Source organism: Tolumonas lignilytica (assembly GCF_000527035.1).
Classification (GTDB): domain Bacteria; phylum Pseudomonadota; class Gammaproteobacteria; order Enterobacterales; family Aeromonadaceae; genus Tolumonas; species Tolumonas lignilytica.
Window position 1 is genome coordinate 703,212 of the sequence record NZ_AZUK01000001.1, and the last position, 15,935, is coordinate 719,146.

General features: G+C 43.9%; 16 protein-coding genes and 1 other RNA gene. 6 read left to right on the top strand and 11 right to left on the bottom strand.

All coding sequences use genetic code 11. The features are described from left to right. Positions 1 to 819 precede the first annotated feature (819 nt). Positions 820 to 1,869, bottom strand: coding sequence for a porin (locus H027_RS0103250; protein ID WP_024871104.1), 1,050 nt, complete (start codon positions 1,867 to 1,869; stop codon positions 820 to 822). A 342-nt stretch (positions 1,870 to 2,211) separates the two neighbouring features. On the opposite strand from H027_RS0103250, the gene H027_RS0103255 reads away from it, so the two are divergent. Continuing rightward, on the top strand, positions 2,212 to 2,910 hold the full coding sequence (locus tag H027_RS0103255) for a DUF2057 domain-containing protein (RefSeq protein WP_081741361.1): 699 nt from the start codon (positions 2,212 to 2,214) through the stop codon (positions 2,908 to 2,910). Between the two features lie 142 nt (positions 2,911 to 3,052). Further along, on the top strand, positions 3,053 to 4,273 hold the full coding sequence (locus H027_RS0103260) for a transporter permease (protein WP_024871106.1): 1,221 nt from the start codon (positions 3,053 to 3,055) through the stop codon (positions 4,271 to 4,273). Between the two features lie 67 nt (positions 4,274 to 4,340). On the opposite strand, the gene glgC is transcribed toward H027_RS0103260, so the two are convergent. Further along, complete coding sequence (glgC, locus tag H027_RS0103265) at positions 4,341 to 5,636, bottom strand: glucose-1-phosphate adenylyltransferase (protein WP_024871107.1); 1,296 nt, start codon at positions 5,634 to 5,636, stop codon at positions 4,341 to 4,343. Positions 5,637 to 5,933: 297 nt separating this feature from the next. Between glgC and H027_RS0103270 the strand changes: the two genes are divergently transcribed. Then, entirely contained in the window at positions 5,934 to 7,514 is a 1,581-nt protein-coding gene (locus H027_RS0103270; protein WP_024871108.1) for an EAL domain-containing protein, read from the top strand. A 90-nt stretch (positions 7,515 to 7,604) separates the two neighbouring features. Next, positions 7,605 to 7,701, top strand: an RNA gene (gene ffs / locus H027_RS18630) — signal recognition particle sRNA small type. A gap of 22 nt (positions 7,702 to 7,723) precedes the next feature. Here ffs and H027_RS0103275 read toward each other — a convergent pair. The 5 genes from H027_RS0103275 to arsB form a co-directional block, all read right to left on the bottom strand. Then, complete coding sequence (locus tag H027_RS0103275; RefSeq protein ID WP_024871109.1) at positions 7,724 to 7,963, bottom strand: thioredoxin family protein; 240 nt, start codon at positions 7,961 to 7,963, stop codon at positions 7,724 to 7,726. A 22-nt stretch (positions 7,964 to 7,985) separates the two neighbouring features. Continuing rightward, on the bottom strand, positions 7,986 to 9,017 hold the full coding sequence (locus tag H027_RS0103280) for a permease (protein WP_237657921.1): 1,032 nt from the start codon (positions 9,015 to 9,017) through the stop codon (positions 7,986 to 7,988). Positions 9,018 to 9,184: 167 nt separating this feature from the next. After that, entirely contained in the window at positions 9,185 to 9,736 is a 552-nt protein-coding gene (locus tag H027_RS0103285; protein ID WP_024871111.1) for a sigma-70 family RNA polymerase sigma factor, read from the bottom strand. 33 nt (positions 9,737 to 9,769) lie between these two features. After that, the gene (locus tag H027_RS0103290; RefSeq protein ID WP_081741363.1) at positions 9,770 to 10,270 is read right to left on the bottom strand and encodes a phosphatase domain-containing protein; all 501 of its coding nucleotides are present in this window, start codon (positions 10,268 to 10,270) and stop codon (positions 9,770 to 9,772) included. Between the two features lie 57 nt (positions 10,271 to 10,327). Next, positions 10,328 to 11,374 (bottom strand): ACR3 family arsenite efflux transporter, encoded by a 1,047-nt coding sequence (gene arsB / locus H027_RS0103295; protein ID WP_024871113.1) that lies wholly within the window; start codon positions 11,372 to 11,374, stop codon positions 10,328 to 10,330. Between the two features lie 237 nt (positions 11,375 to 11,611). Between arsB and H027_RS0103300 the strand changes: the two genes are divergently transcribed. Continuing rightward, positions 11,612 to 12,406, top strand: coding sequence for a MipA/OmpV family protein (locus H027_RS0103300; protein WP_024871114.1), 795 nt, complete (start codon positions 11,612 to 11,614; stop codon positions 12,404 to 12,406). A 15-nt stretch (positions 12,407 to 12,421) separates the two neighbouring features. On the opposite strand, the gene H027_RS0103305 is transcribed toward H027_RS0103300, so the two are convergent. The 4 genes from H027_RS0103305 to H027_RS0103320 all read right to left on the bottom strand — a co-directional run bounded on the left by H027_RS0103305 (position 12,422) and on the right by H027_RS0103320 (position 15,062). Then, positions 12,422 to 13,270, bottom strand: a complete 849-nt coding sequence (locus tag H027_RS0103305) for an FTR1 family iron permease (RefSeq protein WP_024871115.1) — start codon at positions 13,268 to 13,270, stop codon at positions 12,422 to 12,424. Positions 13,271 to 13,285: 15 nt separating this feature from the next. After that, on the bottom strand, positions 13,286 to 13,627 hold the full coding sequence (locus tag H027_RS0103310) for a cupredoxin domain-containing protein (protein ID WP_024871116.1): 342 nt from the start codon (positions 13,625 to 13,627) through the stop codon (positions 13,286 to 13,288). Between the two features lie 253 nt (positions 13,628 to 13,880). Further along, on the bottom strand, positions 13,881 to 14,594 hold the full coding sequence (gene fadR / locus H027_RS0103315) for a fatty acid metabolism transcriptional regulator FadR (RefSeq protein WP_024871117.1): 714 nt from the start codon (positions 14,592 to 14,594) through the stop codon (positions 13,881 to 13,883). 132 nt (positions 14,595 to 14,726) lie between these two features. Further along, positions 14,727 to 15,062 carry a Grx4 family monothiol glutaredoxin gene (locus H027_RS0103320; RefSeq protein ID WP_024871118.1) on the bottom strand — a complete coding sequence of 112 codons (336 nt, stop codon included), beginning with the start codon at positions 15,060 to 15,062 and terminating at the stop codon, positions 14,727 to 14,729. A gap of 239 nt (positions 15,063 to 15,301) precedes the next feature. Here H027_RS0103320 and sodB point away from each other — a divergent pair, with 239 nt between their 5' ends. Continuing rightward, entirely contained in the window at positions 15,302 to 15,883 is a 582-nt protein-coding gene (sodB, locus tag H027_RS0103325; RefSeq protein WP_024871119.1) for a superoxide dismutase [Fe], read from the top strand. Positions 15,884 to 15,935: the final 52 nt, after the last annotated feature.

A 15,935-nucleotide genomic window follows, 5' to 3' on the forward strand; every position in this document is an offset into this window, starting at 1 on the left:
GTGGTTCACTTATGTTCACCTTAGCGAGCTAGCCTAGCCCCTCATCCACCTGATGCTGGCAGAATCTCCTATCCCCTCACGGGAAGTAGGCCCTTGCGGGTGAGTACATTGTCGGACTGCTTCAGACAAGTCGATTACTCAACATGCCTTAGTCGTAGGCTACCGTCGGCTGAACGACGGGTTCCCATGTCCATTCTTCCTAATAAGAAGCAAAGAGTGGGCGGAACAATCGCATACACAGCTTGCGCGTACGAGTTAAAAGAATGACTTAGCTGTCATTTCCCTTGTTTATATTGGCATTCAAATGCTATTTGGCCGTTGACAGACGCGTACAACAAACGTCAAGTCTGGACATGGTATAGACCATAGATTGAATGTGGATGGTCAGATTTGTTCCATCTTCGAGGGGACAGAGGAGTTCTTTCATCACGAGGATGCCGTTGGACTAGTTTACTATGACTGAAACTAGTCACCCAAAGAAGTAGATAGATCTATCCCTTGGTGTGTTTTGGTGGACACTCAACGTGCAAGTTGAAGTAACAAGTAGCCGGACGCAACGATTTAATGTTGTGCTGTATGGCCCCTTCCTGCTCACTGAAAAAAAAACTTTCAGATCAGACTTGTCAGTAAAGGCTTTCTACATTTACCCAGATTGTAGTATGTGCATGATGCACAGTTTTTGTTGTTGGCAGCACCCGCTTGGGCCCTTCATAACAAACTGCCGAGAAGGTAAGGGAGATGGCCGAGACGCGACTCTCGACCATCCTATCCTAGTTAAATCAAAGATTCAACTAGGACTCGTACGAGTCTCGTCGCACATTAGAAGTTGTATTGCATACCAACAACGTATTGGTTGTCATAACCAGCAACGCGGTTCAGTTTGAATTCAGCATAGGCTTTCGCTTTTGCAGTGAAGTCGTATTCAGAACCAAATACATAGAATTCACCGTTTTCGCCACTTGGTGAAGTTGCAGCAGCTTTACCGGCTGCATTGTGCGGATCTACGATTTCATAGTTGGTGTATGCAGTAACTTCTGGCAGCACTTTGTAAGAAGCAGTTGCAGTCCAGATGTCATCTTTGTAACCAGCAACATCGTGTTTACGCTGACCGTAGGTTGAACCTAAGTAGAATGCGTCATAGGTGTAACCCAGACCCAGTGCATATTGTGAGTCAGTTGAGTTATCAGCGGTAGTTGTGTGCTGAGTAGCCGCTTGGTAAGCCAACACAGCTTTCAGGCTTTGCACGTCATCCAGTTTGAATGTATAACCGGCTGCCAGTGCAGATTCGCGTTTGTAGTAGGTAGTAGCAGCGCTAGGATCTTTGTTGGTATCAGAGAAAGCAACGTTTGCACGCAGATCCCAACCGTCAGCAGCATAAGTAACTTTGTAAGAATCAGCCCAACGACCATTACCAAACTGATCTTCGTCTTCACCGTCGAAGTAGTTGAAAGTATCAGTCACATCTTTCAGTTCAGCATACGCGCTGTCTTGTTGACCAACAGTCGCCTGAATACCGTTACCGAAGTCAGCACCAATGAAAGCATAACGATCAGTGAAGGTAGTAGTAGTGGTATCTGATGAACTGAAAGAATCATTACCTTCACCAGCTAACTGATATTCCAGTTTACCAATCAGGCTAACATCTGAACCAGTAGCCCATTTGCCGTTTACGCCTAAACGAGCAGAACCGTCACCACCAAAGTTTTTAACGTCTTGAGCATTGCTGGTTTTGAAGCTCATCTGACCGGCGTCATATTCCATACGACCGTAGATGTCTACTTGTTGACCGTCTTTATCATATACAACAGCTGCATTGGCAGATGCAGCAAACAGAGAGGAAGTTACTACTGCCAGGATTGTTTTTTTCATAATTAAATGCCTACTGTAATTAAACACTGAGTCTTTTTTTATTTCCCTGTGCGGCAACACATAAGTGTTACCTCTTTGTGAATCTAACAAGAAAATGTGATGACATCAACACTTTATACGGCAATCCAAACATTCTCCATTTATTGGTGCAAATGTCTTTTTTTGGTCACCAAGCCAGTGCAAAAAATTGTAAAATTTGCATTTTCTTATATATAAGAAATAAAACACGCGCACCAATAGAATATTTTAAGTGATATTACGCACATAAAAAAAGGAAATAAAAAATCCATACGAGTCTCATCGCTTTCATCTACTATTGCTCTAAACCGCCAGAAGTTTAGAATGCGATTACAGCGGTCATCTTCGATTAATCAAGGAACACTTATGAGAGCAAAGCTTACCCCGTGGTTATTTCCGATCATCAGCGTCATATCGCTGCTAGTCTCCATTCCAGCTCTAGCTGATACCAGCGTCTCGCTGCCTCGCCCTTATGTCACTTACCTTGTTGACGGCAAATCTTATAAAGGAAATGACTCGGATATCCAACTGGCAGCGGGAGAACACCAGTTAGTCATTCGATTTGAAGGCAATTACAGTACCAAAAGCACGATTGATCTGGTTAGTGGCGAGCCGCTTGTTGTGAATTTTAAAACGAATGGACAAGAGCATTTGTCATTCGACTTACCATTTATAACTTCATCTTATGAAGCAAAAAATTTCCTAAAAGCTCAAAACCTGCATTTAATTGATCGCAACACGAAAGCAGTTAAAGAAGCGAACATCTTCCTGTTGCCGAAAAAAGAAGGTTTGCAAATCGGTCGCGATTATCAAGAAGAGCTGCTAGCACTGGGCAAAGCCTTCCAACAGCCTGTTATTCATGAAGATGGTTCGGTATCTGTTAACGGAAAACCAGCCGATCTGAAAAACAACATTACCGGTGATAAAAACCTGCAATCTTTTGAAATGCTGAAATACTGGTATAACCGAGCAGATCCACAAACACGTAAAGCATTTCAACACTGGATCATTACTCAGCAGTAATCGATGTGATTACGCCTAAGAGCCTGTAAAAACGAGTGGAAAGTATAGTTTTATGAAAAATGTAAGGCTCTGGCCTTTGATATTGCTGATTTTTAGTTCAGCTTTAATGCCACATTTTGCTCTAGCAAGTGAACTTCAAGGGATGCCAGCCATTGCAGGTATCCGTTTGGAATTTTTTATTTTTGCGGTGATTTTGGTTTGTGTTGCCCTATTACATGACTTCACTATGTGGGTCGCCCTCATCGGGTTAGTATCCCTGCTCTGTGCAAAATGGTTTTTCGTCCCTGATTTTTCATTGATTGAGCATTTACTGGGAAATGCTCAACATGAAGGGGAATGGCGAATCATGCTCAATCTCATTGGTTTACTTTTCGGATTCGGTATCCTGGCTAAACACTTTGAAGAATCCAGACTACCCGATATTTTGCCCAAATACCTGCCAGATGACTGGAAAGGCGGGTTTGTTCTGCTGATTCTGATTTTTATCATCTCTGCATTTCTGGACAATATAGCAGCAGCAATGATTGGCGGAGCCATCGCGCATGTCGTATTCAAAGGCAAAGTGCATATCGGTTTTATTGCCGCTATTGTTGCTGCCAGTAATGCAGGGGGGTCTGGTTCTGTTGTGGGTGATACCACCACCACTCTGATGTGGATCGATGGAGTAAATCCACTTCATATTTTACATGCCTATATCGCTGCTGTTTGTGCCTTAATCATCTGCGGTGTCATTGCTGCTTTCCAGCAGGATAAACATCAACAAATCATTAAAGATGCCCCATCAGGGATCACGGTTGATTATAAAAGACTGTTAGTGGTTGGTTTGATCCTGATTTCAGCCATCATTACCAACTATCTTTTTGACTTTCCAGCCTTGGGTGTCTGGCTTGCCATTCTTGTCGGCTCTTTATTTGTCGACACACCGTGGAGTGAGCTTAAAAATGCATTCAGTGGCACCATATTCCTGGTATCACTGGTGACTTGCGCATCCTTAATGCCTGTTAACGAGCTGCCACCAGCTTCTTGGTCTACCGCATTAATACTGGGTTTTGTCTCTGCTGTCTTTGATAACATTCCACTGACCAAACTATGCCTGGAACAAGGTGGCTATGATTGGGGCGTTCTGGCTTATGCCGTTGGATTTGGCGGTTCCATGCTGTGGTTTGGTTCTTCTGCTGGAGTGGCTATATCCAATATGTATCCTCAAGCGCGTTCTGTTGGGAATTGGCTTCGTCATGGCTGGCATGTCGCTTTTAGTTATTCAGTTGGTTTTGCCATACTGCTTGCATTTATGGGGTGGCATCCACATGCACCACATAAAACATCACCGACATCGTCAATTATCACCGTCGAAACCAAATAACCATTTCGCAGTACAAAAAACAAAAGGGCCGTAAAAACGGCCCTTTTTATAATGATTTACATCGTTATTATTCTTTTAATTTATCCAGCATAGAACGAGTCACCAAAACCACACCATTGTCGCTGCGGTGGAAACGTCTTGCATCTTCAGCCGGATTCTCACCAATGATCATGCCCGCTGGAATATCGCAGTGTTTATCGATGATCACTTTTCGTAAACGTGCACCACGACCGATGATGACATCAGGGAATATAACCGCCCCGTCTAGGGTGCATCCTGAATGTACCCGAACGCCAGAAAACAGCACTGAGTTATGAATGATTGAACCACTGACAATACAACCACCAGAAATAACAGAATTCAGCGTGCTACCTGACTGCCCCATGTAGTCCTGAACAAATTTAGCCGGTGGCAACTGACGTTGATTCGTCCAGATTGGCCAACTTTCATCATAAACATCCAGCTCCGGAACCACAGAAGCCAGATCCATATTTGCTTCCCAGAATGAATCGACGGTTCCCACATCACGCCAGTAGCATTGTTTATCGCTACCTTGTTCATGGTCTTTACAACCCACACAAGACATGCTGAAAGGATGTGCATAAGCGATCCCCTGCTGCACAACTTTAGGAATGATGTCCATCCCAAAGTCACGACGAGAACCTTCATCCAACTGATCTTCCTCTAACAATTGGTATAAATAATCCGCGTCAAAGACATAGACCCCCATTGAAGCCAGAGACACTTCAGGATTTCCTGGAATTGTTGGCGGATTAGCCGGTTTCTCAACGAATTGCGTGATCTGACGATTATCATCAATATCCATAACACCGAAAGCAGTTGCTTCCGATTTTGGAACTTCGATACAGGCTACAGTCACTTTGGCACCCAAGCGCACATGATCAAGCAACATGCTGGCGTAGTCCATTTTATAGACATGGTCACCAGCAAGCACCAAAACATACTTAGGTGTATAGTCGCGGATAATATCCACGTTTTGATAGACAGCATCTGCTGTACCGCGATACCAATTCACTTCATCCAACCGTTGTTGTGCTGGCAGCAAATCGATAAATTCATTCATTTGATAACGCAGGAAAGACCATCCGGCCTGAATATGACGAAGAAGGCTGTGTGATTTGTATTGTGTAACCACACCAACACGAGAAATACCGGAATTAATACAATTAGAAAGTGCAAAATCTATAATTCGAAATTTACCGCCGAAATGCACCGCTGGTTTTGCTCTATTATCGGTCAGTTGCTTTAACCGACTGCCTCTTCCTCCCGCCAGAACCAGTGCCAGTGTTTGATTTATTGCCTCTCTGGCTTGGGTCATACCTTGCGGATCTACTGAAACCATAAACACCTCCCGTGATAACAACTAAAAGACACGTTTGGTTGCCAAATGGAGCGAGCTAGTTCATTATCAATCCATTGCAACAACTAAACTATAATGTTCTCTAAATGAAACAAGTTCCATTCGAGAGATCACGAATCTGTGCCTACTCAATAGAATTCTTCTATTTTGCTACTTAGAGCACACAGATCTATACGTTATAGTCGTTATACCGAAAACATAACAGCAAGGTGCGAAGTATTGTTTATGCTATAAGAGAACAGATGACAAATATCTGGACATAATAAACAGGAGCCATGGATGAAAACACTCAACATTTATCGCAGGCAATGGTTATCGTTATGTATTTTATCGTTAATTTCTTTAGTCATAAATTCGGTTGTCCTCTCCATCTGGTTTAATGCCAGTCTAGAACAACTGATAGTGTCAGATTGCGTAATACTTGTTGCATTGCTGGTTCTGCACTGGCGCATTCAATCTCTTCAGAAAAAAGCAGAAATGCAGATAGCCTCAGAATTATTAGCGAATCAGACACTATCCGATACTTTTCCTGTGTTGGCTGCGGCATTTCAGCAAAGCCAGAACGTCTTAAACGAACATATTGATAAAATAAAGAAAATTAATTCCGAATTGGAACACAAGGCATTACAGGACAATCTAACCAGCCTGCAAAATCGAAGTGCTTTTCGCAAAGACTTAACGGAATTTTTACAACGAGAAAATCAGTCAGAACAGGCCTGTTTATGTTTAATCAGATCTACGGAATTAGCGACCATTAACCATCAACGAGGTCGGATCGCAGGTGATCAATATTTATTAGCTGTTGCAGAAATAGTGCAATACATCGGCCATCGATTTTCAACTAATTATATCTACAGACTCTCCAGTAGTGACTACGCCATTCTGATTCCCAATGCAACCACATCGCTGGCCCCTATTTTAGGAAAAGAATTAAAGCAACTCTTTGATAATTTTCAATTACAAATGTCGATGGAAAGTGCGGCATACACAGGCATTACCTTCGTACGGCCAGGACAACTACCGGAAAACCCCCTAACCAGAGCTGATTTAGCCCTCGCCAAAGCACAAACCAGTGTCGTTAATGGCTGGTATTTGCAAGAAGAAGATGCGGATGACGTATTCCAGGGCGAAAGCCATTGGCGTCATGTAATTCAATACATTATTGAATCACATAGCATTAGTTTTGCAGGTCAGGCGATCCAGCCGCTGAATATGGCAATCAGTAATTATATCCAGATTATTCCGCGCTTCATTGGGCAAAATCAGCAACCACTTCCGAGTGAAACAGTTTATGCCATGGCAATGCGTCACGGTATTATGAGTAAACTAGAGGAATTGGTGGTCGAAGCGTTGCTTCAACAACATAAAACTCATTCCGAAAATCTGTCTCGCTGGGGACTGAATTTAAGTGCAAACGCCTTATTTAATTCTTCTTTTATGATTTGGCTAGAACGTATCTTGTTAAAGGAACAGAGTATTGCACCAAATTTAGTTTTTGAAATTGATGAAGAAATTTTAGATTGTCATCTGGCTGCGAGCATTCGCATGTTTGAAATGTTACGTCGTGTCGGCAGCCGTTCTTGTATCTCTAAATTTGGTCGCGGATTAGGCTCATTTCGTTTATACCGTGAGTTACGCCCTGACTACATCAAATTAGATTCAGGCTTAATTGATGCGATTGAACGCGACAGTGCCAGCCAGCAATTTATTCGGATGATTGTTGAAATATCTCATCGTTTAGGGTGTGTTGTTATTGCCGAAGGTGTTGAAAGTATGTCTCAGCGCGAAACGCTGGAACGTATGTATGTCGATGGAATTCAAGGACAATTAGTCTCTAAAACGATCTCCATCAGTAAGTAAAACGTTGTATATTCAGCTAATTATTTGCAGGCTGTTATTGCAATTTCGCTAAGGTCTGATAGTATCAGCGCGTTTCTGTGATGGCGGCCTGGTGGGTCCTCTCGCATCAATAGTTCGTGAACCCGGTCAGGTCCGGAAGGAAGCAGCCGAAGCGAATGACTTGAGTGCCGAGATGCGGCTTATCAGGCCGCCGCCCTTTCTGTGTTTCACTAATTAATCGTTAGCCATTCTCTAATCTTTTCTTTAGATGGAATACCACCTGTGTGAACAATCTGACCGTCCACAATCACACCGGGCGTCGATAAAACACCGTAACTAACGATATCTCGAATTTCCTCCACTTTTTCCAGCTGAATATCTACCCCGCATTCTGTAGCTGCCTCCTCAATCAAGCGCACTGTCGTTTTACAATTGGTACATCCAGAACCAAGCACCTTGATATTTTTCATACCTACTCCTTCGTTAAATCAATCAGAGAAACGCGTTAAAAACATAACCCACTAACATGATCCCGCTGGCGACAACACCAACGAACGTGACTATTAATTTCATTTTGAGCACCTTCCGCAAAATAATGGTTTCCGGAAGTGATAGACCGATAACACTCATCATAAACGCTAATACTGTGCCGAGTGCAGCCCCTTTAGCCAATAACGCCTGTACTATTGGAATCACACCCGCCGCATTGGTATACATCGGCACCCCGATTACTATGGCCAGAGGCACAGACCACCAAGCATCTTTCCCCATAAAGGAGGCCATGAAATCCTCAGGAACATAACCGTGAATCACTGCGCCAATGGCAATCCCAACTAAAATGTAGGGCCACACTTTGCCAACAATGTCTCGGACTGCATTCCAGCCACTCGAGGAACGCTCAGCCAGCGTTAAAGCATCATCACCTACATTGGCTTCTGTTCTCGGAATGTCTCGCACCCAGTCTTCCAGATGATTTTCCATTTTGAGGCGACCAATGATCCAACCCGATACAATCGCCACGGTGAGTCCGAGGCTCATATACAGCAAGGCGGTTTTCCAACCGAACAGACCAAACAGTAAGGTCAGCGCGACCTCATTCACCATCGGTGCCGAAATCAGGAACGAGAAAGTCACACCTAATGGCACTCCGGCTTGAACAAACCCGATAAAAAGAGGAACGGCAGAACAAGAACAGAAGGGGGTCACTATACCCAGACAGGCTGCCATTACATTGGCCATCCCTTCTCCGCGCCTCGCCAGCAATGATCGGGTTCGCTCTGGCGTGAAATACGAGTTGATCATCCCCATGATGAAAACGATGCCCGTTAACAACATTAATACTTTCGGGGTATCGTAAAAAAAGAACTGAAGCGCCCCGCCTAAATGACTATTTCTATCGACAGGGAGAACAGACACCAAAGATTCAGACAGCGGGATCAATAACTGATACAACCCCAGCCAGATCGCGCCTGCAATCCATAAAAATGCTAGCGGGTGTTTTTGTGAAAAGACTCTTAACGGCATAACAACATTCATCTTTTACTCGCATACACATTCTTTCATTGTTCTTAATATAGAAGACGGTAACGACATAAAAAAGATGCAGGAATATCCGGAAAAAGAGTGAAAATATTATCTGAAATGCGATTGTTAATGATGAGTAGCAATATCGGTATTACAGAATGACGACATTATGTTCGAGGAGTAAAGCAACAGACTGAACCACGTTCATCGAGAATCACCTGACATTTTTGGATCATGTTCTCACGCAAACGCTTTCTGGCTCGCTGAACCCTGGATTTTGCTGCCACCAACGTGAGCTGATGCGCATCGGCATAATCTTGCAAGGTCATCCCTTCGATATCACAACACTGAATAATGTCACTATCTTCAGCGGAAAGTTCACTGAGTACGCGTGGTAAACATTGTGTCAGTTCATCAACCGTCGCAATCACATCTGTATCGCTGATCACCTCAAGATCATCGGGTAATGGCAGCAGCCTTTTATCTTTTCGATAGGTATCAATCAGATGGTTCCGTGCCACCTGAAATAGCCAGGCTCTTGGATTACTGATATTGCAGAATGCTTTCCCCTGCACATGCATTTTTATAAAAACGTCATGCAGCGAATCCGCAGCCAGTTCCGGATTCGCCAGTTGACGCAGCAACCAGTGCTTCAGTTCGTCTTCATTCTCGTGCCAAGCATTTAACATGCATGGTGGAAGCCCGGTGCTTTCTGGCATATGGGGTATGCTCTTCTTTTCAATCAATCTTAGTCAGATTATGGCATATGAATAATGCTGGATCAGGTAATTCACCTGAACTGGAGAGGTCAGTGCTTTAGGGCGGATTTGTTGAATCTGCGCCTTAACTTGAGCTGGCGCATATCCTAACTCCAGCATCAAAATAGCAGCCATTAACCCTGTTCGGCCTGTACCGCCATGGCAATGAATAGCGATTGTAGTGCCAGACTTGACCAAATCCATCAACATGGTTTTCTGGTGTGAAAATGCCTCTACAAAGGGCTGTTCTGGTGCACAACTATCTTCTACAGGAAGATGATACCAAGCCATCCCAAATTCATTACAAATCAGAGGAATTGTGTCAACCTGATGTTCATGCAGTTCTTCCGTCGTCATCATGGTAATGACAGCCTGAGCACCCGCATCTCTCAACGAATGTAATGACTCAGACAGCGGAACTCCTTTCGTTCCAGGACACGGAGTAAAAATCAGTCTTGTGCCATTGTCTAAAGTGAGAATATCAAACGGATGCATAATAAACAGAAACTCCCATTAATAGTGGTTCAAAACTGATTGTGTAACCATTTTCATTCAGGCCGAAATGAAATATGTTCGTCTGATCCACAGTGAAACATTCACCAGAGCAATCATTACAGGCACTTCAACCAAAGGCCCAATCACAGCAGCAAAGGCAGCACCGGAATTGATCCCATACACAGCAACAGCGACAGCAATCGCGAGTTCAAAGTTATTACTGGCTGCGGTAAAAGAGAGTGTTGCACTCTTTTCATAGCTCGCCCCCAGGCGTTTACACATGAAAAACGAAATCAAAAACATGCCGATAAAATAAATCAGCAGCGGGATCGCGATACGCACCACATCAAATGGAAGCGTAACAATCAGTTTTCCCTTCAAACTAAACATCACCACAATGGTAAACAGCAGTGCAACCAGTGTCAGTGGGCCAATCTTAGGCACGAAGTGAGAGTGATACCACTCTTTGGAAACGAACCGCAGCATGATGGCACGGGTCAATACTCCCGCGACACATGGAATGCCCAAATAAATGAAGACACTCTTCGCGATTTGAGCAATAGAGATGTCAACAACAGAACCGGATAAACCGAAAATCGGAGGCAGAACAGTCACAAAAAACCAGGCGTACGCACTAAAAAACAGCACCTGAAAAATCGAGTTGAAAGCAACTAGACCCGCTGCATATTCTGTTGAGCCTTTCGCCAGCTCATTCCAGACAATCACCATCGCAATACAACGAGCCAGACCAATCATGATGAGCCCGACCATATATTCCGGTTTGTCATGCAAAAAAATGATGGCTAACGCGAACATTAACACTGGCCCAACGAGCCAATTTTGGATCAACGATAGATTCAATACCTTTCTATCGCGGAACACATCCGGTAACTCCTCATAACGAACCTTGGCAAAAGGAGGATACATCATCAGGATCAAACCGGCAGCAATAGGAATATTGGTAGTGCCGACCTGAAAACTGTTAATGAACTTATCTACTCCCGGTACGAGAAAACCAACACAGACACCCAGAGCCATCGCAGCAAAAATCCAGACCGTCAGATATCTGTCCAAAAATGAAAGCTTTCGAGTTACCTCACTCATGCGCTATTTTCCCTAATATTTTGACTGATTAGTCTCTTTAATTGTAAATATCCCCCGGCAAAGCCGGGGGGTTTACCTAATTTAATTATTCGATACTACAAGTATAGTTGAAGTAATCAAGTGATTTTATCTCCCGTGACAGGCATTGCTTGTCAGCACTTCTAGTTTCAATCTACAGTACACGCCAAACATATGACAAAATTCCGGTTTGCCAGTGCAATGGAATTCAAAGGTATCATGATAATCAGAACTTATTTTATATATGCCGCAGGAATAGTGGCTGGTGGATACAATTTCAGTGCACAGGCAGATGATCCGGTCAAAGATACCCACTCACGGTCAGTAACGATGGGGGGGTACATACAGAATGCACCAAAGTACAGTGGTTCTGATGAAGACAAATGGACGGCCCTTCCCCTCATTCAAGCAAATCAGGGCGCTTTTTTCTTCGATTCAACCCGAGGCGCCGGATATGATTTGCAATTCTCCGACAAATTATATTTTGAACATATCATTGGCTATGATCTCGGGCGAGCTGATCATAATTCAAACTGGCAGGACGGTTCCGACAAACTGAAAGGCATGGGGGGAATTAAAGCAACGGCAACCACCTCATTGACGCTGGGTTACCAATTTGCGCCTTGGTTAGCGACAGAATTCATGACAACTATTCCGCTAACTGACAATCAAGGGGTTCGTTATCAATTCTCTGCAAAAGGCGGTCTGATGCAAACCAAAACGGACACAATTGCATTTGAGGGCGATCTTTTACTCAGTGGACAACGATATACCAATATCCATTATGGCGTTAACGCTGAACAAAGTATCAATTCGGGCTATCATGAATATTCCGTTGCCGGAGGCATCTATGGCCAATCACTCTCTTTTGATTGGCTTCATCAGTTTACCCCGCATTGGAGTACGGATCTGAACCTCGGCTTCACCCATCTAAGCGATAAGGTGTCAGATAGCCCGATTGTGTTCCGGCAAGACAGCTCTGAAGTTTCGTTTGCCGTGATGTATACCTATTAGATCTTGTTGTACCACTTACGCATTTTGTTTGTGTACATGCTTAGGTGATACATCTGATTTTTCTGAGTGCTGACTGATCCGTGTCAGAGTCAGAATAGCGCCTAGGGTCACCACATAAAATATGATCTGTATGCCCTCTGGTTGAGCGGTATAACCAACCAGGGTATGCAGCATCTTGCCTATGACACTTGAATCACTGAGTAACCATGAACTATCCCAAACCGTATCACCCAGCGTAGGGAGAAAATCAGCTGACACCAAGAACCCGGCACCCTGACTTGCCATGCCTGCCGCCAGCAACATAATTAATACGTTCGTGACCCCAAATAATTTATGTGCCGCAATTTGTAATAACCCCAAATACATGGCGACACCAACCGCAATTCCGCCGGCCAGCCCCAATAATCCACCGACAATCATTTGAGAAAGCTGACCCGATTCCCCCGCTGCAATACCATACAAAAACAAAACAGCTTCCGAACCTTCTCGGATCACGGCAACCCCGACAACAATCGCCAACCCTGTCAGCGGGCGACTTCCGCTGGATATGGCGTCTGCGACCTGATTAAGTTGATGAGCCATTTCCCGCCCATGTTTACTCATCCAAACGCTGTGCCACGTTAGCATGACAACGGCAATAAACATTACCGAGGCATTAAACACATCCTGCCCCATTCCTGATGCCCAAGATGAAATAACATCAGCAAAAAAGGCAACCAGACAGGCACCAATAATGCCGCCAACCACACCTAAACTAACCCACCAGCTCCTTTTCGGGACGGCTTTGGTCGCAGCTAAAACGATCGAAATGATTAACGCAGCTTCCAATATTTCTCGGAAAACAATCAGTGCAGTCGACAGCATATGCGTTCCTTTTTCTTACTTCACAATCAAATAAGTCTTTGAAACGTCTTCGTGGTACTCATCGTTAAATTGATATTTACCGGGCTTCAGTGGGCCAATAAAAAGACTTGCCTCTTTTCCCCCCGGGATCAAACGCTCCGCCTTAAATTGATGGCTTTCAAATTCAGCAGGAGTGGGATCAAGATTTTTAATCGTCACTTTCACCCGGGTATTTGCAGGAATAGTCGGTTCAGCGGGTGAAAACTTGTGGTCTTTCAGAGTCAGTGTCAAAACTGCATCAGCAGCCCACAAGGGAGCAGAACCAGACAAAAAGAGTGCACCAACCAAAGCAATACGACGAGTAACTGTTTTTGACATACAACTATCCTTAAAATGAGAACGATGTAATAGCGATTCAGATAATAATGATAGTAATTATCATTAGCAAAACAAAAGAAGGCAAGTAATTTGTTTAATGATGATGAAGATACATAACCAGAGCCGCCTGTTCAGAAGTTATGTCTTCTTGTGAAATTACGGGGAAATGAGTATCAGAAAAGTATGGAATAAAATGGAATGGAGCGTCAGTTACTGTTGATGGACATCGGGGTTGATGGCTATCCAGTGCTTTTTATCCTTCAAAAACTGTTGAACTACCCAGATCCTTTCTAAGCTCTTGCCATATTTTTGCGGAATCAACGCCATACTGACGGACGATAGCCCGAGCGACATCCAACTGACCTTTCTCAGCTATCACAGCCAATTCGTCATAAAACTTCATCGCTAATACGCGTGCTGCTGGATCGGTAAAATAATAACGACCAACCCGACGATACAGACTTTTAAAGCCATTAAAAATCAATGCATAGATTGGATTACCGGATGCCAAAGCTAGTACATGATAAAGCTGATAATCGAAATCAATATAGGCCTCAGCGGTATCGTCCAGACTCGTCCGTGCACTCAAAACAGAAAGCACAGCTTCAGCATCTCGTTTCAATGCAGAGTGAATGAAGATAACACTGATATTGGTTCGTGCAGAAAATAGCTGTTCCACTAACTGAGGCAGTTTTTCCTGCTCCAATTTAGCCAGCGTATCCAGAATGTTCAGGCTGGATGTTTCCCAGAAATTATTTACACGGGTAGGCTTACCATGCTGTATGGTCAACCAGCCATCACGTGCCAGACGCTGTAATACTTCCCGCAGCGTTGTTCTGGTCACACCAATCAACTCAGATAACTCACGTTCTGCCGGCAGGATTGATCCTGGAGCATAACGATGATTCCAGATTGATTTGATGATGTATTCTTCAGCGAGCCCTGCCGGGCTTTGAGCCTTAAACACGTTTTTGGCCTTAGTTCAGTTAATACTGAGAAATCATAACAAACGCGGATGACGGTTAATAGCTAAGTACCATAAAATCAGCCGCAATTTGTTAACTTAATCAACAGGAGCCAGCCATTGCTCCCGTTGTTATTATTCAGCAGCAGCTTGCTGACGGCTGTGCGCTTCTTTTAACAGCGTTTGCAATTCACCTTGCTGGAACATTTCCAACATAATGTCACAACCACCGATCAACTCCCCTTCCACCCACAGTTGAGGAAAGGTTGGCCAGTTTGCATATTTTGGCAACTCAGCACGAATATCCGGGTTCTGCAAGATATCCACATAGGCAAATGGTACGCCACATGCCATCAGCGCCTGTGATGCCTGTGATGAAAAACCACAGCTAGGCAGCTTAGGTGAGCCTTTCATATACAACAGGATTGGGTTTTCTGCGATTTGCTGTTTGATTTTTTCAATAGTATCCATGGTTGCTCCTCATAACTGCACGCGGTTGATTTTACTCTAACAGTACCGCTTAACAACGCTACCTTTTATAGGGTTATCACACCCAGTTGGTCAGACAATGCCACTATTTTTTAACTGACGTAAGTAAAATGTTAAATTTTTTACAACAATATGTAGTATATAAGCGATAAAATTTGCTATAAATCAATTTAGCAAGAAGGTCTGACCACATAGACCCTAATCAAAGAGGAGAATTTGCAATGGCTTTTGAATTACCAGCTCTGCCTTACGAAAAAAACGCACTGGAACCCCATATCTCTCAAGAAACTCTGGAATACCATTACGGTAAACACCACAACACCTATGTGGTAAACCTGAACAATCTGGTTCCAGGTACTGAGTTTGAAAATAAATCACTGGAAGAGATCGTGAAAACGGCTACAGGCGGTATTTTCAACAATGCGGCTCAAGTTTGGAATCACACTTTTTACTGGAACTGTTTAGCACCAAACGCAGGTGGCGAGCCAACTGGCGATCTGGCCGCAGCAATTGTTGCCACTTTCGGTTCTTTTGAAAAATTCAAAGAAGAATTCACTAAATCTGCAGTTACCAACTTTGGCTCAGGCTGGACTTGGCTGGTGAAGAAAGCCGATGGTTCACTGGCTCTGCAAAACACCTCTAACGCCGGTTGCCCACTGACCGATGGCGTCACCCCAGTTCTGACTGTTGACGTCTGGGAGCACGCTTATTACATCGACTTCCGTAACCTGCGTCCAAAATATATGGAAGCGTTCTGGGCTCTGGTTAACTGGGATTTTGCTGCGAAAAATTTTGCTGCTTAATTTCTCTGTCTTAGCTCAGAAACAAGAAAAGCGCCTAATGGCGCTTTTCTTT

Coding starts and splice junctions, on each gene's coding strand:
- H027_RS0103250 (WP_024871104.1), bottom strand. CDS start 1,869: ATGAAAAAAACAATCCTGGCAGTAGTAACTTCCTCTCTGTTTGCTGCA.
- H027_RS0103255 (WP_081741361.1), top strand. CDS start 2,212: ATGCGATTACAGCGGTCATCTTCGATTAATCAAGGAACACTTATGAGA.
- H027_RS0103260 (WP_024871106.1), top strand. CDS start 3,053: ATGCCAGCCATTGCAGGTATCCGTTTGGAATTTTTTATTTTTGCGGTG.
- glgC (WP_024871107.1), bottom strand. CDS start 5,636: ATGGTTTCAGTAGATCCGCAAGGTATGACCCAAGCCAGAGAGGCAATA.
- H027_RS0103270 (WP_024871108.1), top strand. CDS start 5,934: ATGAAAACACTCAACATTTATCGCAGGCAATGGTTATCGTTATGTATT.
- H027_RS0103275 (WP_024871109.1), bottom strand. CDS start 7,963: ATGAAAAATATCAAGGTGCTTGGTTCTGGATGTACCAATTGTAAAACG.
- H027_RS0103280 (WP_237657921.1), bottom strand. CDS start 9,017: ATGCCGTTAAGAGTCTTTTCACAAAAACACCCGCTAGCATTTTTATGG.
- H027_RS0103285 (WP_024871111.1), bottom strand. CDS start 9,736: ATGCCAGAAAGCACCGGGCTTCCACCATGCATGTTAAATGCTTGGCAC.
- H027_RS0103290 (WP_081741363.1), bottom strand. CDS start 10,270: ATGCATCCGTTTGATATTCTCACTTTAGACAATGGCACAAGACTGATT.
- arsB (WP_024871113.1), bottom strand. CDS start 11,374: ATGAGTGAGGTAACTCGAAAGCTTTCATTTTTGGACAGATATCTGACG.
- H027_RS0103300 (WP_024871114.1), top strand. CDS start 11,612: ATGATAATCAGAACTTATTTTATATATGCCGCAGGAATAGTGGCTGGT.
- H027_RS0103305 (WP_024871115.1), bottom strand. CDS start 13,270: ATGCTGTCGACTGCACTGATTGTTTTCCGAGAAATATTGGAAGCTGCG.
- H027_RS0103310 (WP_024871116.1), bottom strand. CDS start 13,627: ATGTCAAAAACAGTTACTCGTCGTATTGCTTTGGTTGGTGCACTCTTT.
- H027_RS0103320 (WP_024871118.1), bottom strand. CDS start 15,062: ATGGATACTATTGAAAAAATCAAACAGCAAATCGCAGAAAACCCAATC.
- sodB (WP_024871119.1), top strand. CDS start 15,302: ATGGCTTTTGAATTACCAGCTCTGCCTTACGAAAAAAACGCACTGGAA.